Annotated in this window: 21 protein-coding genes and 2 pseudogenes; 10 read left to right on the forward strand and 13 right to left on the reverse strand. The window is 71.3% G+C overall.

Annotated elements, in window-relative coordinates; genetic code table 11:
• Window positions 1–453: 453 nt before the first annotated feature.
• Window positions 454–963, reverse strand: coding sequence for a DUF3995 domain-containing protein (locus tag ACZ4VL_RS13625; RefSeq protein WP_468199348.1), 510 nt, complete (start codon window positions 961–963; stop codon window positions 454–456).
• Window positions 960–1310: a DUF6191 domain-containing protein gene (locus ACZ4VL_RS13630; protein WP_468199460.1), complete on the reverse strand. Its 351-nt coding sequence runs from the start codon at window positions 1308–1310 to the stop codon at window positions 960–962. The genes ACZ4VL_RS13625 and ACZ4VL_RS13630 overlap by 4 nt, the downstream gene beginning before the upstream one ends.
• Window positions 1311–1677: 367 nt before the next feature.
• Between ACZ4VL_RS13630 and ACZ4VL_RS13635 the strand changes: the two genes are divergently transcribed.
• Window positions 1678–3219 carry an AMP-binding protein gene (locus tag ACZ4VL_RS13635; protein ID WP_468199350.1) on the forward strand — a complete coding sequence of 514 codons (1542 nt, stop codon included), beginning with the start codon at window positions 1678–1680 and terminating at the stop codon, window positions 3217–3219.
• 162 nt (window positions 3220–3381) lie between these two features.
• Window positions 3382–4638, forward strand: coding sequence for a serine hydrolase domain-containing protein (locus tag ACZ4VL_RS13640; RefSeq protein WP_468199352.1), 1257 nt, complete (start codon window positions 3382–3384; stop codon window positions 4636–4638).
• A gap of 163 nt (window positions 4639–4801) precedes the next feature.
• On the opposite strand, the gene ACZ4VL_RS13645 is transcribed toward ACZ4VL_RS13640, so the two are convergent.
• Entirely contained in the window at window positions 4802–5704 is a 903-nt protein-coding gene (locus tag ACZ4VL_RS13645) for a helix-turn-helix transcriptional regulator (RefSeq protein WP_468199355.1), read from the reverse strand.
• Between the two features lie 176 nt (window positions 5705–5880).
• Here ACZ4VL_RS13645 and ACZ4VL_RS13650 point away from each other — a divergent pair, with 176 nt between their 5' ends.
• Window positions 5881–6744 carry an NAD(P)-dependent oxidoreductase gene (locus ACZ4VL_RS13650; RefSeq protein ID WP_468199358.1) on the forward strand — a complete coding sequence of 288 codons (864 nt, stop codon included), beginning with the start codon at window positions 5881–5883 and terminating at the stop codon, window positions 6742–6744.
• Between the two features lie 121 nt (window positions 6745–6865).
• On the opposite strand, the gene ACZ4VL_RS13655 is transcribed toward ACZ4VL_RS13650, so the two are convergent.
• Window positions 6866–7447, reverse strand: coding sequence for a DJ-1/PfpI family protein (locus ACZ4VL_RS13655; RefSeq protein WP_468199360.1), 582 nt, complete (start codon window positions 7445–7447; stop codon window positions 6866–6868).
• 384 nt (window positions 7448–7831) lie between these two features.
• Between ACZ4VL_RS13655 and ACZ4VL_RS13660 the strand changes: the two genes are divergently transcribed.
• Entirely contained in the window at window positions 7832–8395 is a 564-nt protein-coding gene (locus ACZ4VL_RS13660) for an HAD family acid phosphatase (RefSeq protein ID WP_468199362.1), read from the forward strand.
• Between the two features lie 162 nt (window positions 8396–8557).
• Here ACZ4VL_RS13660 and ACZ4VL_RS13665 read toward each other — a convergent pair whose 3' ends face one another.
• Window positions 8558–9100, reverse strand: coding sequence for a hypothetical protein (locus tag ACZ4VL_RS13665; RefSeq protein ID WP_468199364.1), 543 nt, complete (start codon window positions 9098–9100; stop codon window positions 8558–8560).
• A gap of 325 nt (window positions 9101–9425) precedes the next feature.
• On the opposite strand from ACZ4VL_RS13665, the gene ACZ4VL_RS13670 reads away from it, so the two are divergent.
• Entirely contained in the window at window positions 9426–9644 is a 219-nt protein-coding gene (locus tag ACZ4VL_RS13670; protein WP_468199366.1) for a hypothetical protein, read from the forward strand.
• Between the two features lie 436 nt (window positions 9645–10080).
• On the opposite strand, the gene ACZ4VL_RS13675 is transcribed toward ACZ4VL_RS13670, so the two are convergent.
• The gene (locus ACZ4VL_RS13675; protein ID WP_468199368.1) at window positions 10081–10365 is read right to left on the reverse strand and encodes a winged helix-turn-helix transcriptional regulator; all 285 of its coding nucleotides are present in this window, start codon (window positions 10363–10365) and stop codon (window positions 10081–10083) included.
• Window positions 10366–10575: 210 nt separating this feature from the next.
• Here ACZ4VL_RS13675 and ACZ4VL_RS13680 point away from each other — a divergent pair, with 210 nt between their 5' ends.
• Entirely contained in the window at window positions 10576–11145 is a 570-nt protein-coding gene (locus ACZ4VL_RS13680; RefSeq protein ID WP_468199370.1) for a carboxymuconolactone decarboxylase family protein, read from the forward strand.
• Window positions 11146–11234: 89 nt separating this feature from the next.
• Here ACZ4VL_RS13680 and ACZ4VL_RS13685 read toward each other — a convergent pair whose 3' ends face one another.
• Window positions 11235–12119 (reverse strand): hypothetical protein, encoded by an 885-nt coding sequence (locus ACZ4VL_RS13685; RefSeq protein ID WP_468199372.1) that lies wholly within the window; start codon window positions 12117–12119, stop codon window positions 11235–11237.
• Between the two features lie 331 nt (window positions 12120–12450).
• On the reverse strand, window positions 12451–12699 hold the full coding sequence (locus tag ACZ4VL_RS13690) for a hypothetical protein (RefSeq protein WP_468199468.1): 249 nt from the start codon (window positions 12697–12699) through the stop codon (window positions 12451–12453).
• Between ACZ4VL_RS13690 and ACZ4VL_RS13695 the strand changes: the two genes are divergently transcribed.
• On the forward strand, window positions 12644–13474 hold the full coding sequence (locus tag ACZ4VL_RS13695) for a serine/threonine-protein kinase (protein WP_468199463.1): 831 nt from the start codon (window positions 12644–12646) through the stop codon (window positions 13472–13474). The two genes, ACZ4VL_RS13690 and ACZ4VL_RS13695, sit on opposite strands and share 56 nt — an antisense overlap.
• 255 nt (window positions 13475–13729) lie before the next feature.
• Here ACZ4VL_RS13695 and ACZ4VL_RS13700 read toward each other — a convergent pair whose 3' ends face one another.
• Complete coding sequence (locus ACZ4VL_RS13700) at window positions 13730–14026, reverse strand: hypothetical protein (protein ID WP_468199374.1); 297 nt, start codon at window positions 14024–14026, stop codon at window positions 13730–13732.
• Window positions 14027–14451: 425 nt separating this feature from the next.
• On the opposite strand from ACZ4VL_RS13700, the gene ACZ4VL_RS13705 reads away from it, so the two are divergent.
• A complete protein-coding gene (locus ACZ4VL_RS13705) occupies window positions 14452–14871 on the forward strand; it encodes a hypothetical protein (protein WP_468199376.1) in 420 nt (139 codons plus the stop codon).
• Complete coding sequence (locus ACZ4VL_RS13710) at window positions 14868–16559, forward strand: multicopper oxidase family protein (RefSeq protein WP_468199378.1); 1692 nt, start codon at window positions 14868–14870, stop codon at window positions 16557–16559. Before ACZ4VL_RS13705 ends, ACZ4VL_RS13710 begins: the two co-directional genes overlap by 4 nt.
• Window positions 16560–16681: 122 nt before the next feature.
• Here ACZ4VL_RS13710 and ACZ4VL_RS13715 read toward each other — a convergent pair.
• The 3 genes and pseudogenes from ACZ4VL_RS13715 to ACZ4VL_RS13725 form a co-directional block, all read right to left on the reverse strand.
• Window positions 16682–17801, reverse strand: a pseudogene (locus ACZ4VL_RS13715) (LLM class flavin-dependent oxidoreductase).
• Between the two features lie 112 nt (window positions 17802–17913).
• Window positions 17914–19298 (reverse strand): annotated as a pseudogene (locus ACZ4VL_RS13720) (NtaA/DmoA family FMN-dependent monooxygenase).
• Between the two features lie 27 nt (window positions 19299–19325).
• On the reverse strand, window positions 19326–20216 hold the full coding sequence (locus ACZ4VL_RS13725) for an LLM class flavin-dependent oxidoreductase (RefSeq protein ID WP_468199380.1): 891 nt from the start codon (window positions 20214–20216) through the stop codon (window positions 19326–19328).
• A gap of 136 nt (window positions 20217–20352) precedes the next feature.
• Between ACZ4VL_RS13725 and ACZ4VL_RS13730 the strand changes: the two genes are divergently transcribed.
• Window positions 20353–21384, forward strand: coding sequence for a YihY/virulence factor BrkB family protein (locus ACZ4VL_RS13730; protein WP_468199382.1), 1032 nt, complete (start codon window positions 20353–20355; stop codon window positions 21382–21384).
• Between the two features lie 665 nt (window positions 21385–22049).
• Here ACZ4VL_RS13730 and ACZ4VL_RS13735 read toward each other — a convergent pair.
• Entirely contained in the window at window positions 22050–22253 is a 204-nt protein-coding gene (locus ACZ4VL_RS13735; RefSeq protein WP_468199384.1) for a CsbD family protein, read from the reverse strand.
• Between the last annotated feature and the right edge of the window lie 56 nt (window positions 22254–22309).

Here is a 22309-nt window from a genome sequence, read left to right on the forward strand (position 1 = left end):
GCCCTGCTCCCCACAGCCCTCGCCGCGGCCCCGCCAGCCGCCTACGCTCGAGTGGCGAGGAGCCGGTGTCCCGGGCCGTCCTCCGGCTCACGGCGACTCCCCTCGGAGGCGGTCCCGTCCTCCGAGCACTCCTCCCCACACGCACGAGCCAGACGCCGTACGCGTCGCAGTCCGGGACGGTGCGAGCCTGACGACGTCCCAGGCGTACGGCGTACCGCTGCTCGACCGCTGCGGCAGCGACATCCCCGCCGCCGCAGCTGGTGGCCGCCGTACGCCACCGACCACCGCCGTGCGCCACCGCCTGCTGACCTCGTCCCGCGGGGCAGGAGTTCTGCTGAGCTCGATCCATTCCCTTCGTCTGGAGGATCTCGCCACAGACGGTGCCGGGGTTGTCGTGGGGCATGGCACTGGCCCGGCGCATCCTGCCGCTGTTGACGTAGTGGGGCTGAGCGATCAGCGTCGGGATGCGAGTGGCGGTTCTGCACCGGTGTACCTGCGGGACCGAAGGGTGGCGAGGCCGAACGCCAGCCCTCCGGCGATGAACCAGGGGTTCCACAGGGCCAGCGTCCAGGCCCGCTGGCCCGCGCTCACCGTGGTGTCCAGGTGTGTTGTGTCGGTCAGCAGCAGCACCTCGACACCGATGCCACGGGCCAGCAGGAGGGCACTGACACCCCGTCCCAGCCACTTTGCCACCAGAGCGGGAGCGCCCCGGAGCCTGGACCGGGCGAGCAGCCATGCCAGCAGGGCGCCGAGGAGACAGAGCCCGCCCACACCCCACAAACCGGCTACGACGAACCACAGCGGGCGTTCGCCGGCCAGCGGACCGGCAGACGCGCTCAGCCCCTCGTCACCGCCGACGGCCCAGTAGAAGTGCAGGCCAGCGAACGCGGCCGCCCACGAGCATGCGATACGCCCCCACCACGTGGACGGTTCTACGCCGGCTCGCTCCCCTCCGTGTCTCACCGCCGGCCCTCACTGGCCGCGCGCCTGTCGTCGCCCTGGCCGCCGGATGCCCGTGGCAGCACGATGATCGCGGTGCCCCCGACCAGGTCGATGCTGGAGCGAGGCGGCGCACCGTCGCTCTCGTCGTCCCGCCGCAGCAGCTCCACCCGCCGCTGCTCCAGCTCCACCGCCTTGTTTCCGTGCACGACCGCCGTGAATTCGTCGAAGACCGTGTTCGACAGCGAACGCCCCGCACGCCTGCGTAGCCACGGCATCAGGCCGAGTCCCGTGAACCATCGCCACACGCTTTCCACCAGTGCGAACAAGACCAGCAGACACGCGAATGCCGGGAACGACATGAGCCACATCGCCACAGATCGCCCCTCATCGTCCGCACCACGGTCCACCACCGGGAAGCCGTGGAAGGGCCCGCGTCGTGATTTCCATGGGATCACTGTTCTGGATCCGCAGCGCGCAGGGATCAGACCAGCGCATGATCCGCTTCCCCCGTTCGGGGGAGGCGCTGCCATGGAGATGACCGCAGGGGGCCACGGCCGTCGATGTGCCGGTTTCGGTAGATCTGCCGAACGCGGCCACGTCTGCGCATTCCTGCTGGCCAGCAGAGGCCTGGAACGAGGGGCGGCCCTTGGCTGGATGTCGACGTCCGGCTTGGGGTTGTGGATCACTGGCCGTTAACCTCGCGCTAGTTGCTCAAGTCAACCAATGGGGACCGGTATGGACGACACCACCGAACGCTTCCACACCCACGTGGAACGGATTCTTGACGCCCTGACAAAGCAACCGGGCCATGAGGCCCTGGTGCACCGGGGCCGGCGCGTGAGCGCGGGTGAACTGCGCGGCCTCGTCTACGGCATGGCCCGCGCGCTGAGGTCCCAGGGGGTGGGGCGCGGTCAGACGGTCACCCTTCTCGCCGGCAACCTTCCCGAGACGATCGCGGCCCGCTACGCCGCAGGGCTGCTCGGCTGCGCCGTGAACCACCTCTACGCCGGCCTGTCGGCCGACGTGCACGCCGACATCCTCCGCGACGTCGAGACCCGGACGCTGATAGTCGACCCCGCCTACGACGAGCGGGCCACCGACCTGGCGCGGCGGGTGCCGCTGGAACGGGTGCTGGTCCTCGGAGGCAGCGGAGCCGCGGGCCCGGACCTGGTGAAACTCGCCGCAGAGGAGTCCGTCGAGGTATTAGCGGGCTCGGCGCATCCGCAGGACATCTGCACCATCCGTCACACCGGTGGGACCACCGGTCATCCCAAGGCCATCTGCACGACCTTCGAGCAGTGCGTGTCGATCGGACCGGACTGGTCCGAGGAGGAGCCGGTCAGGACTCTGGTCTGCACCACCCTCGCGCATGCGGCGGGCCACATGGCGGACGCCACGCTGCACTGCGGCGGCACCGTCGTCCTGCTGGACGAGTTCGACGCCGGTGCCGTGCTCGCCGCCATCGAGCGCGAGCGCATCTCCCACATGCTCCTGCTGCCACCGCTCCTCTACCAGTTGATGGACCACCCCGAGGTCGACCGCACCGACACCTCCAGCCTGCGCATGCTCAGCTACGGGGGCTGCGCCTCCTCCCCGGCCCGCCTCGCGGCGGCGGTCCGTCGCTTCGGCCCCGTACTGAACCAGTTCTACGGCCAGAACGAAGCGGGCGCCATCAGCTGGCTCCTCCCCGGGGACCACGATCCCCGGCGCCCGGAGCTGCTGCGAACCGCCGGGAAGATCATGGAAGGCGTCGAGGTCTCCGTCCGTGACGCCGACGGACGGGACCTTCCCGCCGGCGAGCACGGGGAGATATGCGTACGTTCCCCGCGTGTGATGAAGGGCTACTGGAAGCAGCCCGAGCTGACCGCAGAGGTACTGCGGGATGGCTGGCTGCACACCGGTGACATCGGGTTCGTCGACTCGGACGGTTACGTCACGGTCGTGGACCGGCTGAAAGACATGATCGTGGTGGTGGGCGGCCACGTGTACACGGTGGAACTGGAGGACGTGCTGAACTCCCATCCGCAGGTCCTGCAGAGTGCGGTGCTCGGAGTCCCCGACGCCAACGTCATGGAGCGGGTGCACGCGTTCGTCGTCCGGACGCCGGGCGGCGACGTCGACGAAAAGGAGCTGCGCGCCATCGTGCGGGACAGGAAGGGCACCATGTACGAGCCCGCGAGCATCGCCTTCGTCGACGCGCTGCCCCTGACCGACGCGGGCAAGCCGGACAAGAAACTGCTCCGCACCCGGGCTGTCGAGCTGGTCGAGTCCCCCTGACCGCGGACGAACCCGTACCCAACTCCCCGGGAAGACCAAGGGTCCTGTCCTTCCCCAGAGGGAGAGTCGAATGGCACCTGAGGCCGATGACCGGCCGGGGGCGCGCTGTGAGGCTGGCTGCAGCCGGACGGGACCGGCGGAGAAAGGACCATGATGTCTGACATGCAGTTACCGGCCAGGCGTCGCCGCCTCGGCCTGCGGATCGCCAGCGCTGTCCTGGCGGGTGCAACCGTGTTGGCGCTCGCCCCCACCGCGATGGCCGCCGAGCCGGTGCGGACCGGTGTCGAGCAGAGCCCTACCGCGCCGGATCGAGGTCTGCAGGAATCCCTGGACGCCCTGCTCAAGGCCGGCGGTTCCTCGGCCGGCCTGGCCGAGGTGCGCGACCACGGCCGCGCGGTATGGCGCGGGGCCGCCGGCACCGGTGATCTGGACAGCGGCTCGCCGGCCCGGGCCGACGGCCGGTTCCGGATCGGCAGCGTGACCAAGACCTTCGTCTCGACCGTCGTGCTCCAGCTCGTCGGCGAGGGCCGGGTCGAACTGGACGCGCCCATCGGGCGCTACCTGCCGGGTGTCGTCCGCAACGGTGACACGATCAACGTGCGCCAGCTGCTCAACCACACCAGCGGCCTGTTCAACTACACCAGCGAGCCGGGCTTCTTGGCCGACCCGGACGACGAGGCGAGCATCCGGCACTGGCTGGACGAGGGCCGCTGGACCACCCACAGCGCCCAGCAGCTGGTCGACATCGCCAACCGCCACGACCCCTACTTCCCGCCCGGCACCGACTGGAAGTACTCCAACACGAACTACATCGTGGCCGGCATGCTGATCGAAAAGGTCACCGGCCGGACGTGGAACGAGGAGGTCGAGCGCCGGATCATCCGTCCGCTCGGCCTGCGGGACACCTCGATGCCCACCACCGCGGGGGCCATCCCCGGCCGGCACGCGCACGGCTACTTCAAGCTGTCGTCCGGCCCGGTGGACGTCACCGAGCTCAACCCGTCCATGGCCGGAGCAGCCGGTGCCGGCATTTCCAGCGCGGCCGACCTCACCCGCTTCAACGCGGCGTTGCTGGGCGGCAGGCTGCTGGGACCTGCCCAGCTCCGCGAGATGAAGCAGACCGTCGACGCCGAGAACGGCACCCGGTACGGCCTGGGTCTGATGCAGATGTCATCCGCCTGCGGCGACTTCTGGGGCCACACCGGCGGGATCCCCGGATACTCCACCGTGCTGATCGGCAACGCCGACGGCACCCGCCAGGTGGCGCTCTCCCAGAACCCGTACGACCGCCCGGCGGACCCGGCCGCAGCCGGGCGCGCCACGCTCGAGTTCCTGAACAGGGCCGGCTGCGGAGGCCGAGGCGACGCCGCCGCGAAGAGCGCGGGGGCGTTCGTGGCGCAGCCGTACATGCTGCACTGACGAAGACACATCAGCCGGCGCAGCCCACCGCCGGCTGCGCCTCGGGCAGCGTGCGCCGGTCGCTGGAGACGATGCCGGCGTGCGGTGCCCCGGCTGGTCGATCCGGCCCGGGGCCTGCTGGACGGCCGGGCGGCGCGAGCGCGGCCGTGATCGCGCCACGCCGCTACTTCGTCGTCCCGTCCGCCCGCTGGTCGGCGGGGTCGGGCTGACGGGCCCGTGTCGGGGGCGTCCGTCCCAGCTGGACCATCGTCTCGTGGTCCGCGCTGCCGGGCTCGGCCTGGTAGACGATCAGCCGGTGGCCGTCGGTTCGGGCGACCTCGTACGCCTCGTAGGTCAGGGTCATGGGTGCGCCGGCCACGTGGGTGTAGCGCTTGCGGCCGTTGGTGCGGTGGCGCACCTCGTACCGCTGCCACAGGCGCGCGAAGGCCTCGCTCTTGGCGACGAGTTCTCCGATGACGGCATTGACGTCCGGTGCGTCCGGGTACCGTCCGGCCACCGCGCGCAGGTGTGCGACGGTGGCCGCGGCGACCTCGTCCCAATTGCCGTACACGGCGGGCGCCGCGGGATGGAGGAAGGTGTAGCGGGCGGTGTTACGGCGCGGCTCCGGCCATTCCTCGATGCCGGGCAGGAGATGCAGCCCGCGCATGTTGGCGGCCAGGAGGTCGTTGGCCCGGCCCAGCACGTAGGCTGGGCACGGATCGACGATGTCCAGCATGCGCAGCACGTCCGGGCGCAGGACGCGCGACGGCGCCGCCGTCCCCGGCTCCGCGGCGGTGGCCAGAGGTGCTCTGGCGAGCGCCAGGAGGTGCCGCCGCTCGTCGTCGTCCAGTCGCAGCACACGTGCGACCGACTCCAGGACCGCCGGACCCGGTCGGTGCTGTTTGCCCTGCTCCAAGCGCCGATAGTACTCGATGCTGACGCCGGCGAGCATTGCCACCTCCTCCCGGCGCAAGCCCGTGGTGCGCCTGCGTCCCGTGGTGGCGGGGAGCCCCGCCTGCTCGGGCGTGACCTTGGACCGCCTCGTCCGCAGGAACTCTCCCAGTCCGGGTGCTTTTTCGATCTCCACCCCACGAGTATGACGATCATCCCGGCCTCCGAGAGGGGCCCTGCGAGGGCCCCTCCTGGACGGGCGTCCCGAAGGGGGGCCCTTCGGAGCAGACTGGGGTGACCGGCGGCGCCGCACCGGAGGACTCGGGGCGCCGTCGAACTCACTCGGTTGATCGGATGAAAGGAGCCGCGGGCATGACGAACGTCGCGGTGGTGGGGCTCGGCATCATGGGTCTGGGCATGGCGGAAAACCTGCTGAAGCACGGTCACACCGTGACGGTGTGGAACCGGAGCCCCCGCAAGGCGGCCGGGCTCGCCGACCGTGGAGCCATCGTGGCGGCCACCCCGGCGGAGGCCGCGGCCGGCGCCGACGTCGTCTTCGAGGTGACCGCCGACGACGAGTCGTCCCGTGGGGTGTGGCTGGGACCTGACGGCATCCTGGAGGGCGCCGCCCGTGGCACCGTGCTGATCGCCTCCGCCACTCTTTCGGTGGGCTGGATCGAGGACCTTGCCGCCCGGTGCGCACGGCAGGACGTGGTCTTCTACGACATGCCGCTCACCGGCGGAGCCGCGGCCGCCAGGACCGGGGACCTGGTGCTGCTCGCGGGCGGCGATGCGGGCGGCCTCCCGGCGGTGCGACCGGTGCTCGACGCGATCGCCCGGGACGTTCGGCACTTCGGCCCCGCCGGCGCCGGCACCCGCTTCAAGCTGGTCCTCAACGCCTTGCAGGCCATGCACCTGGCCGGCTTCGGCGAGGCGCTCCGGATCGCGCAGGCGGCGGGCCTGGATCCGCACCAGGTCGGAGAGGCCCTGCTCGACCGCCCAGGAGGCGTGGTCACCCGGCTCGCCTGGGACAGCTATCTGACCCCGCCCGAGCCGCTGAACTTCTCCGCCGCATGGGCGCACAAGGACCTGACCTACGCGGCCCGCATGGCCGACGAGGCCGGGCAGGACGGCCACCCGCTCCTCGACGGGGTGCTCTCGCTCTTCGCCACCGCGCTTGCCGACGGGCGGGGCGAGCACGACTGGAGCACCGTGAACCCGACCGCACGGGCATAGACGGCCGGGTGCGCTCCGCAGGGGCGTCACGTCGGTGTTCCTCGCGCCGGGAGGAGCGAGTACGGCGTCGCCGCGGGGCGTTTCCTCGGGCTTCCCTTCCGTGACTCCCCCGCGGCCTTGATCAGGAGCTTCGCCAGACGACGCCGCGCTGCTCGTACTCCATGATCGACTCGACGCCGACGGCGACCTCTGCTCCGCACTCGCGGGTGATCATCCAGAGCGCCAGGTCGATTCCGCTGGTGACGCCGCCAGCAGTCACCAGGTTCCCGTCGTCGACGACTCGGGCGTCGATCACCTTGCCGCCCTGAGCAGCCAGCTCAGCCTTGGCCAGGTGGTGCGTCGTGCACGGGCGGCCGTAGGTCAAGCCTGCTGCGGACAGCACCAAGACCCCGGTGCAGACACCCGCGACGGTGACTCCCGCCTGCTGAGCCCGTGCGAGGTCCCGCAGAACATCTGGGTCCTTGATCAGCTGATCGCCGCCGCCCGGCACGATCAGCAGATCGGCATCGGTGGGCTTCCAGGCAGCCGGCACCATGACCCTGGTGCCGAAGTAGCACGTCACCTCGCCAGGTGCCGACGGTCGCACCAGTGCCGTCTCGACCTGACCGCCCGCCTGCACGGCGTGCCCGAACACGTCACGCGGCCCGATGGCATCCTGCTCCTCCACCCCGTCGTACATGAGGATCTGAACACGTAAGGGCATCGGCCTGTTCTCCTTGGCTCGTGCAGCGTTCGCGGACGCTGCGGGGCTGCGGGGCTGCGGGGCTGCGGGGCTGCCCCATGAGTCGGGCGCACCGGTCGCTTGGTTCCCGTCCGGCCCCGACTGCCCCGACTCGCCCCCGGGCGGTACGCGGCGGCTCACCCGTCGAACGGTCCACGAGCCGACATCTCCGGTCAGCGAGCCGCGGGCGGCCGAGGACCGCGCTTGCCCCCGCGGCCAAGCCGACGAGCAGTCATGCTGGCCGTGCCCAGGTCGACTTCTGTCGAAGCCTCTTACGCCCACCGGCGTCTTGCGTTCGCGGGGATGTAACCGTGCGGTGTTCGACTGCCGACGAGGTCAGTCCTGATCAGAGAGGCTATGGAACCGGTGATCCTTCGAAGGTGTTCTGCCGCGCTCGGTGCGCTGGCCGTGGTAGCGGTGCCGACCATGCTGCTGGCCGCCGCTCCCACCGCACAGGCCGCGTCGGCACCCGGCTACCAGACGTGGCAGTCGGACGTACGGGCGGCGGTATCGCCCGCGATTCCCTGGTTGCGGGAGCGCCGCGCGGAGGGCGGACAGGGGTTGTCGATCGTCCTGGACATCGACAACACCGCGCTGGAGACGTATTACCACCCTGGTCACGCCAACGAACCGGTGCGTGACGTGGCCCGTTGGGCCGACGCGCACGGCATGAACGTCCTGTTCGTCACGGCCCGTACGTCCTCGTCGTCGGCCAGCACGCAGCTGAGGGCGGCGGGCTATCCGGTGGACGGTATCTGCACCCGCAGGCACGGAGAGAGCCTCAGCGAGGGCAAGGCGCGCTGCCGGCAGGAGTTCACCGCGAACGGCTACACGATCACCGCCGACATCGGCAACCGGTCGACCGACTACGAGGGCGGCTACTACGAGAAGCGCTTCAAGCTGCCGAGCTACGGCGATCTGCTCGACTGAGCGGCATCCGGCGGGGCCGGCCCCTGTGGGCCTGGCGCTGGCGCGAGACCTGCCGGGTGAGGAGACAGGACGCGGTATCCCAGCCGGGGCGGCATCGACGCGAGCCCGGACCCGGCCTGGCGTGAACCTGTCGGGTTCGCGCGTCGTGCTCCGTCGAAGACGTCACTCACAGGACGCTACGGGCTGCAGGCCCGTGATCTCGCCGAGCGCCACGGTGACATTGCGGTCTTTCGCCCGGAGAGCCACGAATCCGTAGTCGCTCTCGGTCAGAGGCCCGCACACCGTTTCTGCCTCCGTGCTCACGCGCACGAGGCTGCGTGCCGCACTGTCCGCTTTCACCGGCCACCAGGCAGCAGCCGCCGACAGGGCGAGCAGCGCGACGGCCGTGAAGGTGAGGGCAATCCCGGTACGCAGGGCCCGGCTGATCCGCCGCGGGTCAGCCGGGCGGGCCACGGCCCGGTACAGGGGCCAGGCCGCGAGGCCGACGAGAAGAATGGCGCAGCAGGCGAGGGCCAGGGCACTCAGCGCCAGCACCCCGGCCACCACCTGGATCTCGCGCGGGACCCCGGCCGGGCCGCTGCCCTTGAGCACCCCGCACAGGCCGATGAAACCGAGGGCGGCCAGTTGGATGCCCTGCCAGCCCTTGGCGGCCGCCCGCAGGTCATCCGGCGCCGGGGCAGGTCGGTGTGCGGCATCGCTCGTCATGTCTTCTGCCTCCTCCCCGCGGACCGATCGTCGCAGCCCCACCTACCGGTCGCGGGGCAACCACCCCGGGGGCAGACATTCCGTTCACCCGCCCGCCGCACCACCGGTTCCCTGCAGACCCTGCTCCGGCGGTGGTGACGGTCCTGGAGATGGCCCTGGGCATGGCCCTGGGGCTGGTGCGCTCAGCGGACTGTTCGCCGGATATCCGCAGCGATGCTGCAGATACCCCGATGTCACTCGTTCGGAGTAGTCGCGCGCGCTTACGGACCTGCCGTGCGCTCATCCTGGAAAGACCCGAACGGGCTAACCCCGAGAGGAGCGACCCATGCGCGTTCGACGACTGCTCGGCCTGGCCATGGCTACCCTGGCCTTCGCAACAGTCAGCGTCACTGCATCTGCCGCAGTTGAGGCGTCCGCGCCCCAGGTCTCCTGGGCGGACTGCAAATACGGCGGCGGCTCCCCGGTGAAGCACAGCGGCGGCTACTGGTACTGCAAGGGCGGTACGTACGACGGCCAGCGCGTCTACGGCAGCAGCGGTTACTGACGAGGAAGGGACCAGGGTCGTCGGCTCACCGCCGACGGCCCGAGGCCGTCGTGCGGCAGCCTCACGCCTCCGGGGTGCGTGCCGGGACTGTCACACGACCGCACCCGGGATCACCGCCGAACTCCTGCCGCCCGCAGACGGCGGCGCCGAGCGGCCATCGGATCGTGTGGGCGGCCCGGTCCGCCTCCGGGCCAGAGGCCTCTGCGGATACGGTCAGGGCCGGCCGCCATCGCACCGAGCGTGCGGTGGCGGCCCTCCTCTGTCCATGAGACCCTCGGTCCGGGCGCGACGAGGTGATGCCCGCGCGGCGGCTCGGCCTCGGGCACGGCTCCGGTCGACCGGCTTCTTCTGCGACCGACCTGCTCGCCGCGGACCGGTCCACCACGACGAACGCCCCTGGTCGCGCGAAGGTCCGGGCCGCTCCCCCGGGCGTCGGCTATCCCTGGGGTTCTTCGAGGGCGACGGCCCAGCGCTCGGACCACAGCTGCAAGCCGCGCAGTTCGTGGCAGGCCTCCGCGCCGAGCCGTGTCAGCCGGTAGCCGGCGTCGGCGTCGTGTTCGACCAGGCGCGTCTCCTGGAGTTCGGCGAGGCGCTGCTGGAGCACGCTGGACGACATCCCGTCGCACTGCTGCTGCAGGGACCGGAAGCCGCGGGCTCCGGCCCGTAGTTCCCACAGGATGCGCAGCGTCCAGCGGCGGCCGAACAGGTCGAGGGCCGCCATGAGCGGACGACCCGTGGCCGATCCGCGGACGGGGCGTCGGGGTGCGGGTGTCGGCGTCATCGAACCTGCCGTTCTGCTGGGTGGTGGGCGGGCGGGCCGGGGTGAGGACTTCGGGGCGCGGGGCGCGGCAGGGTGGTGCTTCGGATTCGGAAACAGTAGCCTTCGCCGCAAGTGCTTCGAAAATCGAAGCAACGTGAAGAGGGGCGCCCTATGACCGACCGGGTTCGGCCCGTCACCGCCCCGTACCCCTCCGACGTCGAAGGGCTGTTGCGCGGGATGATGCCCGCCGGCGAGGAGCCGATCGCCCTCTTCCGTACGTACGCGCGCCACCCCGCCCTGACCGCGGCACTGTGCTCCTACCAGCTCAGCCGCCGGCTCACGCTCGGCGTGCGCGAACGGGAGATCGTCATCGACCGCACCTGCGCCCTGTGCGGCTGCGAGTACGAATGGGGTGTGCACGTACAGCGCTTCGCGCAGCGTGCGGGGCTGACCGCCGACCAGATCGGCTCGCTCGCGCACGGCAGCGCCGCAGACCCTTGCTGGACGTCCACACGCGACCGGCTGCTCATCGAGGCCGCCGACGCCCTCCACGCACGCAGCGACATCGACGACGAGCTGTGGGTCCGGCTGGCCGCCGAGTTCAGCCAGGAGCAGCTCCTGGATCTGCTGATGCTGTGCGGCTGGTACCACGCCATCAGTTTCACCGCGCGGGCCGCCCGTCTGCCGCTGGAGCCGGGCACTCCGCGGTTCGACGATTTCCGGGGCGTGCGGGGTTCTTGAGGCTGTCGGGCCGCGTGTCGGGCGGTGCTGGCGGAGTCAGGGAACTTCCCGCATCGCCGTCTACACGGAGGAGGTCCGTCCGCTCGCCGTCATCCGCTGCCCGGTGAGGTGGCCTCGGAGTCGTTCTCGTCGGCGGCCCGGTACTCGTACGCGTCCTCCCACCACACCTTGTCGTCCAGCCACTCATCGTCCTCGTCGACGATCCGGTCGACGCCGCGCCACGTGCTGTCGTCGCCGATGCTCAGCAGCACGCGGCACCGTTGCTGTTCGTCCAGTGCGGCGAAGGCCGGGTGCCGCTCGGCGCGGATCACGTCCCCCAGCGGGTCGCCACACTCCGTCCGGGCCCGGACCGCCCCGCTGGCCCTCTCCGCGAACGCCAGCGCCACCAGGCCGAGGGCGGCTACCCCGGCGCAGGCCCATTCCTGGACGCCGTGCGGGCGCTCGGCCAGCAGCAGCACGCCTGCCAGGCACCAAAAGAACATCACCAGGACGATGCCGACGCAGCCGCAACAAGCCGACAATCGGTTTCCCTCACCGTCCGGCATCCGCGGGAGATCCGGCAGCACGGCCTGCCGTTCGCTCCCGTACGCGCTGCGCCGCACCACGTACTGCTCATCGCGCCGGTCGATCCAGCCGATCGAGACGGGTTCGGGATCGTGCCGGCGTACGGCCTCCAACAGGGCGGCGGGCAGGGGGTGGGAGGGGGTCCGACCAGGGTCGCGGCCCTCCTCGGTCATGCGCGCCGCTCCTTCCCCGTCGATGCGGAGGTACCCGTCGAGGACGAGTTCGGCGGCTGCCGCCTCGGTCGCCTCGTTCCTGAGCAGGGCGGCATGGTAGGGCTCCAGGTGGAGGGCGGCCACGAGCCGGAGGACCTCGCGCCGGATCCGGGCGCGGCGCCGCCACCGCAGGCCGATGGATCCGTAGACGGCGGCGGTCACGACGGACACCGACAGGGCGAGGACGAGTTGGAGCACGTACCGAGGCTATGTCGGGCGGTGTCGGGTCCGGCACCGGATTTCGGCGCCGCCGGAGCGATCCGCGCGCGCCTGCACCACCTGCACCATGGGATCGGACCGCCCCGGGCCTTGGTGCCGGAGCGACAGTCGGTGATGATGCCCGCAAGTACCCTGTGCGCCAGTGCACCGGTGAGGTGTGGCGCGCCGACGACGCCGTGCTCCGGCGCCGGGTCGCCGTCAAGGTCCTGCTTCCGGCGCTGCTCGACGATCCGGCTTTCGCGCCACGGTTCCGGCGGGAGGCCACGGTCCTGGCCTCGCTCAACCACCCCGGCATCGTGGACGTGCACGACTACGGCGAGAGCCCGATCAACTCGGGTGAGCGGATCGCCTGCATCGTGATGGAGCTGATCGAGGGGCGCCCCTCAACGAGGTCCGCACCCGGTCCGGCCCCCTGCCTCCCGAGCAGGCATTCGACATCGCCGCACAGGCTCTGGACGCGCTGCACGTCGCACATCTGCAGGGTGTCACGGAGCGACGGTCGGGTGACCGTCACCGATTTCGGCATCGCCCGCTCCAGCGCGGCCAGTACCGCTGTCACCGACTCCCACGCCGTACTCGGCACGGCCCTCTACATGGCTCTGGAGCAGGCCGAGGGCCTCGGTGCGGTCGCGGCCTCCGACCTCTACTCGCTGGGTGTGGTCGTCTACGAGCTGCTGACCGGGGAGCCGCCGTTCACCGGCGCATCGGTGGTCGAGATCGCGCTCAAACACCTCCGGGAGCCGGCGCCCGATCTGCCGGATGCACTGCCCGGGCCGGTACGTGCCTTCGTTGCCCGAGCGCTGCGCAAACAGCCCGAGGAGCGGTACGTCGGCGCTTCCGTGATGGCTGCGGCAGCACGCCGCGCGGCGGCCGGGCGGCCGCTCGGTGAGCGCGACGCGCCGGCGGGTCCTGTAGTGGCCCGGCCGGCCGGGACCCCGCGGCGGGTGGCGCCGGGGGAAAGAAGTGGTGGCGGCGGCTGGGTCTGCCCGAGGGGGTGGCCGTCACCGTCTTCCAGATCGCTCCGTGGGGCCGGGTGGCGGCAGCCCTGCCGGCGGTGGTCAGCAGCCGACCAGAGGCTCCGGCCCCGGCGGAGCCGGAGGCGCGGGCGGCGGATCCGGATCCGGCTCCGGCTCTGGGGTGCGGCGGAGGCGTCTGGGGCACCATCACCAACGTCGGGGACGGACTCGCGGTCGGCCTGGGATCCAGCAGCACCAGCGCCGGCACCAAGGTGGTCATGGGCGGGACCACGTCCCCGGGCTGGGTGTACGGGCGCAGCAACTACGAGTCCTTCCGGACCTGCTCCCCGAATGGCCCCTACCTCGCCCGGGCGCTGACACAGTTCGGCGGCACCGTACGCGTCGAACTCAACGGTGGCGGATGGGGATGGTGGAACCTGGAACGGGTCCCGGGGAACGGCGCGTACTACATCAAGGACATCGCTTTCCAAGGGGGCTGCCCTGACCGACGACGGCGCCGGCAGACAGCTGACCGTGGTCCCCTGCAATGCAGGGAACAAGGCCCAGCAGTGGCGAATTCCGTGAGCCGAGCCCAGACCGCGTTCGAGATCTGGGCTGCGACGCCGTCCGAGGCTAAATCGGGTGCCTGCAGACCCACACCCAGTGGGAAATCAAGTCCCCCAGTATCGCATGTACCAGCACCAGCGGCTCAGGACAGGGAAAATCATCTCCGCCGTCACCATCGCCACGGTAGAAGCACCTGTCGATGATGACTCGGTTCACCTTGTGTCCCTCGCCTTCGAGAAACTTCCTGGCGAACTCGTCGGGATCCGCGAGAAACGCGGACTTTTCATCCGGACTCAGTTCAAGGTTGAAGGTTTCCACCTCTTGCACCGACTCTTGTGGAGCCTCGCGTGTCATTTTCGCCATGGGTCCACCTCACCGGATATCCGTCTTTTGAGCGCGCCGAACGCAGGTCTGACGCCTCGTGATCCAATGCCCCCTGTACAGCATGCTCTTGCGGCGGGCCTACGCAACTCGGCAGCCCACTCCACTCCGTACCGGTCGCTACCCGTTGCGGTGTTGACCCTCTCGTCGCAGTCGGCGTCGGGCCGGTCCCCCGGGAGGGCGACTGCCTCATCCCGCTGGGGTACGGCCCTACTGCCCGGGATGGACGTGACAGATTGCCGCTCCAGGTGGACGCGGTCCACCCGTGTCAGGGACCACGATGCAGTGCCATGAAGCAACACTCCTTACCCACCGGAACCGCCGCCGCCGCGCCGCCCGGGCGACGGCCTACCACGATCGCCCGCGCAAGGGCACGGACGCGCCCCCGGCGCTGGCCCCTCGTGGTCGTGCGCGTCCTGGCCCTGCTGTTCACCGCCGGCGTTCTGGCCCAGGCGGCCCTTGCCGGACAGTTCGTGACCGGCGATGTGAACCTACTGGAGGTCCACGGCGCCCTGGGCACCGCGCTGACCCTGCTGCCGCTGCTGGCCCTGCCCGCCGCGCTGGCCCTGTGGTGGTTCGGGCGCGGGCCGCTGTGGTGCGTCGCGATCCCCCTCTCGCTGCTCGCCTTGGTCGGCATACAGATCGGCGTGGGGTTCAGCCGGAACCTGGCGTGGCACATCCCCCTCGGTGCCGGCCTCCTGGGAATCTCCGTGGGGCACCTCATCTGGGCGTTCGGCTACCGTCGGCACCTCACCGACGACGCTCCCGGCACCGACTCCCCGCGCACCCTCCTCGCCCCGGCCGCGCCCGAGGAGGCCACCCGATGACCGGCACGGGCGCGCCCACGCCCCGGGCGACGCTGTCCCGCCGGCGTTTCCTGGGACTCGTCGCGGGCGCCACCGCCGGACTGACCGCACCCTTCGCCACCGGCTGCGCCCGCGAGACCAGTGGCGAACTGCTGCGCAGCGGCGGGGCCGGACTGCCACGTCGCTTCACCGTTCCGCTTCCCGTACCGCGCACCGCACGGCCCGTCTCGGCGGGCGGACCGGGCGGCAGCGAACTCTACGAGGTGGTCCAGCGTTCGGCCGGAGTCGAGATCCTCCCCGGCGTACGAACGACGGTATGGGGGTACGACGGTACGTTTCCCGGACCGACCTTCCGCGTTCGCTCGGGGCGCGCGGCAACCGTGCGGGTGACCAACGAGCTTCCCGTGCCGACGTCGACGCACCTGCACGGCGGGGTCACGCCGCCGGATTCCGACGGCTACCCGACGGACCTCGTCGTACCGGCGGGGGGCTACCGGCCGGGTGCCGCCCCCGCTCCGACGCACGACGGCGCCGGGGGCGGCCCACACGGAGGTGCCTCAGGGGGTGGGCACGGCCGTGGCTCCATGCCCATGGCCTCGCACGTGCCCCCCGGGGCGTGGACACTGCACGAGCGGACCCGGGACTACGCCTACCCGCTCGACCGGCAGCGGGCCGCCACCCTCTGGTACCACGACCACCGCATGGACTTCACCGGACCGCAGGTGTGGCGGGGTCTGGCCGGGTTCTTCCTCGTCGACGACGCCACCGACGACGCATCAGGACTTCCCGCCGGCCCCCGGGACGTGCCGCTGATGCTCTGCGACCGCTCGTTCGACGCAGACGGCCAGTTCCGCTACCCCGCACTCGATGCCAGCCTCACCGGCGTGCCGGGTGTGACGGACGCGTACATGGAAGGTGTGCTGGGCGACGTGCTCCTGGTCAACGGCGCACCCTGGCCGGAAATGGAGGTCGACGCCGCCCGCTACCGCTTCCGCTTCCTCAACGCGTCCAACGCCCGCCGCTACCGCCTGCGCCTCGACCCGCCCCCTCCGGACGGCAGCGCCCCGTTCACCCAGGTCGGCAGCGACGCCGGCCTGCTCGCGGGGCCGCGTACGCACCGCGAGGTGCCGATGTCCCCGGCCGAACGCTTCGACCTGGTCATCGACTTCGGCCGCTACCCGGTGGGCACACTGATCACCGTCCGCAACACGCTGGGCGAGACGGGAGCCACCCGGGACGTGATGCGCTTCCGCGTCGTCCGTTCCGCCCGTGACGACTCGGTCCTACGGCCCGTGCTCGCGGAACTGGACCTGCCCCAGCGCAGCCAGGCCGTGCGCACGCGCGTGTTCGACTTCCGCCGTACGGAGGACATGGGCGGGGACGGCGCGATGTGGACCATCAACGGCAAACCGTTCGACGTGGGTGGCGACCTCGCCGATCCAGCGCTCGGTTCGGTCGAACTGTGGCGGTTCTCCAGCGACTTCCACCACCCCGTGCACGTTCACCTCGCGCACTTCGCCGTGGTGGGCCGGGGTGCGGGCGCACCGCTCGCCACTGACGGCGGCTGGAAGGACACGGTCGACGTGCGGCCGTACGAGGTCGTCGAGGTGCTGGCGCGGTTCGACGGCTACCGCGGGAGGTACATGATGCACTGCCACAACCTGGAGCACGAGGACATGGCGATGATGGGCAACTTCCGGGTCGTCTGACCCGGCGGCGCCACCATCACGCCTCACACCAAGGTCGATGTCGTGCGTCCCCGGCGGCTGGGGGCGGCCGGGCGAGGGGCCAACGGCGCCCCGCACGGCTCGGCCGGGCAGGTCAGGTCAGGTCAGCGGCGGCGCCACTCCTCGGCCAGGAGGCGGTAGGAGCGGACCCGGTCGGCGTGATCGTGCGTGATCGTCGTGATCAGCAGCTCGTCGGCACGGGTGGCTTCCCGGGAGTCGTTCGAGTTGGTTGGCGACGGTCCGCGGCGAGCCGACGAACTGGGTCTCCACCCGGTCGGCCACCAGCTTCCGGTCGGCATCCGTCCAGGGGCCGGTCAGCGCCCGCGCCTCGGCCGGGGACGGGAAGGGGATGGCGCCCTCGGCCGTGCGGATGCTGCGTACCCAGGGTGCGTATCCGGCGGCCAGTTCGCGGGCCGTGGCGTCGTCCTCGGCCACGACCACGCCGGCGGACACCGTCAGGTACGGGTGGTCCAGTTCGGCGGAGGGCTTGAACGCGGCCCGGTAGCCCTCGGCCGCCTCCAGCACGCTCGACGGGCTCACGTGGTAGTCCGCCGCGAACCGCAGGCCGTTGCGGCCGGCCGTCTCGGCGCTCTGGCCGCCGCTGCTGCCCAGGATCCACACCTGTACGTCGGCCCCCTCGCCGGGGACGGCGTGCGCCTCGATGCCCTCGGCGGACCGGTACTCGCCGCGCAGCAGCGCGAGGACTTAGTCGACCTGCTCGCCGTAGTCCTGTGGCTGGGCGCCGGGCAGGTGCAGCAGCTTCTGCTGAAGAGCGAGCCGGGGATGGCCCGACAGGTGCGCGAACGAGAAGGCCTCGGGAATACGCAGCCCGTTCGGGGTGTACCCGACGAAGGACCCCGTTCCCGCGGCCCGCTGCGGAGGCCGGCCGGCCGAGCGGCCCAGGCCCAGGTCGAGGCGGCCCGGGTGCAGGGCGTCGATGAGACCGAACTCCTCGACCGTGGACAGCGCCGTGCGGTGGCCGAGCTGTACGGCTCCGGAGCCGATCCGGATCGTGGAGGTGGCAGAAGCGGTCAGGGCCGACACCACGGCCGGGGAGGTCCCTGCCACACCGGGGCTGAGGTGGTGCGCGGCGAACCAGTAACGGCTGTAGCCGAGCCGTTCCGTCTGCCGTGCCAGGTCGATGCTGTTGTGCAGGGCGTCGGCCGCGGTGGAACCGGAGGGGACCGGGACGAGATCGAGGACTCCGAGCGGGATGCCGGACATGGCCAGGCTCCTCACAGATCGGCGGAAGGGGGATCAGGGACTCGCGAGCAGCTCCCGCTGCGCCTGTGGGACATGTCCCGGACGTGCGCGCTCAGTGGGGTGGCCAGCAACTTCAGGGGGCCGTGGCCTGCCGGACGCCGGCCGTCCGGGCCGACGGCACGTCGAGTCCGAGGTGGTCGCGCAGGGTGGTGCCGGTGTACTCGCTGCGGAGGACGCCGCGTTCCTGCAGGAGCGGGACGACGGTGTCGGCAAAGCCCTCCAGTCCGTCCGGGGTGATGTGCGGGACCAGGATGAAGCCGTCGGCGGCGTCCCCCTGCACCAGGCTGTTGATGGAGTCGGCGACGGTGGCGGGAGAGCCGACGAAGGTCTGCCGGGAGGTGGTCGCGATCACCAGCTCGCGGATGGAGAGGTTCTTGGCCTCGGCGAGCTCGCGCCACTGACGGGCGGTGGCCACGGGGTCACGGAACTGCCGTACGCTCGCACGGCCGAGCGCAATGGTGTTCTCGCCGGGGGCGGGATCCACGTCCGGGAGCGGTCCGTCCGGGTCATAGCCGGACAGGTCGCGGTTCCAGACGTGCTCCAGGTACTTGATCGCGGTGGCCCCGCTGACCTGGGAGCGGCGTACCTCGTGGGCGAGTTCGCGGGCCTCGGTGTCCGTGTCGGCCAGGACGAAGGTGGCGGCCGGCAGGATCAGCAGTTCTTCGGGGCGGCGGCCGTAGCGGGGCAGGCGTCCCTTGACGTCGGCGTAGAACTCCCGGCCCTCCGCGAGGGTCGCGTACCGGCCGAAGATGGCGTCGGCGCGGGCGGCGGCGAAGTCGCGGCCTTCGTCGGAGTCGCCGGCCTGGAAGATCACCGGCCGGCCCTGGGGGCTGCGGGGCACGTTGAACCGGCCCTCGATGGCGAAGTGGCGGCCCCGGTGGGCGAAGGCCCCGGCCCGCGCGTCGCGCACGAAGGTGCCGGATACGGTGTCGGCGACGATCTCCGTGCTGTCCCAGGAGTCGAACAGCTCGGTCGCGGTGGCCAGGAACTCCCGCGCGCGGGTGTAGCGCTCCTCGCGGGGCAGGAAGCCGCCGCGCCGGAAGTTCTCTCCGGTGAAGGCGTCCCAGGAAGTGACCACGTTCCAGGCGGCTCGGCCGCCGGAGAGGTGGTCGAGGGAGGCGAACTGGCGGGCCACTTCGTAGGGTTCGTTGAAGGTGGAGTTGATGGTGCCGGTGAGGCCGAGACGCTCGGTGACGGCGGCCAGCGCGGCGAGCACGGTGAGGGTGTCCGGCCTGCCGACCACGTCCAAGTCGTATATCTGCCGGCCCTGTTCGCGCAGTCGGAGCCCTTCGGCGAGGAAGAGGAAGTCGAACTTGGCACGTTCGGCGGTCCGCGCGAAGCGGACGAAGGATTCGAACTCGATGTGGCTGCCGGCCGCGGGGTCGCTCCATACGGGGTGTTGTTGACTCCGGGGAAGTGGGCCGCGAGACGGATCTGTTTGAGCGGCTTGGTGCTGATGGCGTCCTTCCGGTTCCGGATGCGAGGTCAGGCCGAGGGAGCGGCGGTGTAGCGGTTGGCGGGGCGTTCCAGTCCCAGCAGCCCGCGCAGCGAGGAGGCCTCGTACGTACTCCGGAACGCGCCGCGCCGCTGGAGCTCGGGCACCAGCCGGCGGGTGATGGCCGGCCTGTCGTGGGCGATGACGCCCGGCCGCAGCCGGAAACCCGTCAGGCCGGTTTCCTGCCACTCCTGGAGCAGGTCCGCGAGCTCGGCAGGGGTCCCGTCGAACGCGGCGGTGTCGGCAGTGGCCGGGGCGCCGGCGAGCTCGTCCAGCCGTTCGCGGCGGGCGGCGGCCGCATGGCGGTCCCCGTCCAGGAACACGGTGAGGTCGGCGAAGACATGCCGTGGGCCGGGCGGCGGAGGCAGCACCGAGGCCGCCGCCCGCGCCTCGTCCAGGTCGCGCCGGGTGACGTACACGAGGTCGACCAGGCCGGCCCGGGGAGCCACCGTGCCGGCCGAGGCCGTGACCAGGGGCTGACCCTGCGGCGGACGCGGGGTGATCGACGGCCCCCGGACGCTGAAGTGCGGCCCCGCGAAGTCGATGTAGTGCAGCTTGTCCCGGTCGATGAACCGGCCGGTGGCGGTGCACCGGATCTCCGCGTCGTCCTCCCAGCTGTCCCACAGCCTCCGCACCACCTCCACGTGGTCGGCGGCCTCCTCCGCCAGCTCGCCCACCGGCACCGGGAACTCCCGGCGCCCGAAGTGCCGTGCCTCGTGGGGCAGCCCGGAGGTCTGCACGCGCAGGCCCGCCCGACCCCGGCTGACGAAGTCGAGCGTGGCGATCGCCTTCGAGATGTGGAGGGGCTCGGTGTGGGTGGCCGTCACGCTCGGGACCAGTCCGTGCCGCGCCGGGGCGGTGCGCCCGGACGTGTCCGGCACGCACGAGCGTGCTCGGGGCGGTTCCGCCGAGGGAGATCGAACCCCGGTCGAACGACGTCAGCGGCCGTGCTCGCCGAGGAGCGGGGCGTCGGCGTCCGCCATGCATGAGTGCGCCTGGAATGGACATGCGCCGACCATGAGGTCCAGAGCAGCGCCAGAGCAACGTGATGACAACGAGTCGGCGAGCACGGGTCCCGGCAAGCTGGTCGAGGAACGAGCGCCCGACGAACTTTCGCAGATGCCCAAGAAATCCTGGAAGGCCGTGCTGCGCGGCACCCTGAAGGAGTTCAAGGGCGACGAGCTGGCCGATCGCGCCGCAGCCCTGACGTACTTCGGGGTACTGGCCGTCTTCCCGGCCCTTCTGGTGCTGGTGTCCCTCCTGGGGGTGGCGGGCGAGTCCGCCACCAGGCAGGTGCTGGACACCCTCCAGAAGCTGACCCCCGGGGCCGCCCGCGACGTGGTCAGCGGTGCGGTGCACCAGTTGCAGGGCCGCAGCGGAGTCGGATCCGTACTGGCCGTGGCCGGACTGCTCGTGGCCGTCTGGTCGGCCTCCGGATACGTCGCCGCGTTCATCCGTGCCTCGAACGCCGTGTACGACGTACCCGAGGGACGCCCGGTGTGGAAGATCCTGCCGCTGCGTCTGGCCCTGACCGTGGCGCTCCTGGTACTGGCCGTCGCCAGCGCGCTGATCGTCGTGTTCACCGGCGGCCTGGCCAGGCAGGCGGGCGCGGCGCTCGGGATCGGGGACACCGCCATGGCGGTGTGGTCGATCGCGAAGTGGCCGGTTCTCGTCCTGCTCGTCACGATCATGATCGCGCTTCTGTACTGGGCCGCGCCGAACGCCAAAGGCCGCGGCTTCAGGTGGATCACGCCGGGGAGCTTCCTGGCGCTGCTGATCTGGATGATCGCCTCGGCCGGCTTCGCGTTCTACGTCGGGAACTTCGGGTCGTACAACAAGACGTACGGCACCGTGGCAGGCGTGATCATCTTTCTGGTGTGGCTGTGGATCACGAATCTGGCCATCCTGCTCGGCCTGGAGTTCGACGCGGAGATGACCCGCCAGCGCGCCATCGCCGGTGGGCTGCCCGAGCGCGAGGAGCCGTACGTGGAACCCCGCGACACGCGGGCGTGGAACGACGACGACCACCGCCGCCGCCACCGCGACTGAGCCCCCTACCGGGGCGCAGGACATCCGGCGTGGCCGCCGTTCGGTCGTGGGCGCCGGGCCGCCAGGGCCGCCGGTGTGGGTGGCCGTCGAGCGGGGGCCGTCGTTCTTGCTCCGCGAAGACGACGCGGCCGGACACCGGCTTCCGGACTCCGTCCGACTGGACTGGCAGGCATGAGCCGAGGCGGGCACAGCAACGGGCGCCGCTCGCGGGACCTGACACCACGGCAACTCGGCAGCACGCTCGGGGACGCCGGCCCGACCAGGGACGGGGTACGCGGCGGCCGCCCAGTGGGTCTGGGGACTTCGACACGCTGCGGGCCGCCCACCACGCCCGATGCCCCTCGGCCCGGCAGTCGGGACGACGGGTGGAACGGGCGGGGAAGGGTTCACCGTTCGAGGGCAGCGGCCGGACGGGGCAGCCGCCGGCTCCCAGGAGTTCCGACGCGAACGACTGCGTACGGGTGAACCGGCGCGGCCGTGCGGCGCGTCGGCGTGGTGGGGAGGAACCTCGACCGGGGTGCTCCCGAACCCGATCCCGGGACGAGTCGACGCTGGGCGGCTCCGCTCCTCCGCGCTGGGCGGCTCCGCCCCTCCGGCGGCCTCGGCGCCCCACGGAGCGGCCCCCGGCGCAGTGCACGCCGGGGGCCGGAGAGCAGCAATCGGGATCAGGGCTTCTCGCCGCGGTCACGCAGCGAGTCAGTGACTCCGCGCGCCGTCTCCTGGGCCTTGCCCGCGGTCTCCCGCGCCTTGCCCTTCGCCTGGTCCATCTTGCCTTCGGCCTCGATCCGTTCGTTGCCGGTCACCTTGCCGGCAGCTTCCTTCGCCTTGCCCTTGGCCTGGTCCATCTTGCCCTTGGCCTTCTCAGCCATGGAAAGTCTCCCTTTCGAAGGACTTGCTTACGGGCACAAACTACGTGAGAACGGTG

The organism is Streptomyces sp. NPDC029014 (assembly GCF_055564695.1).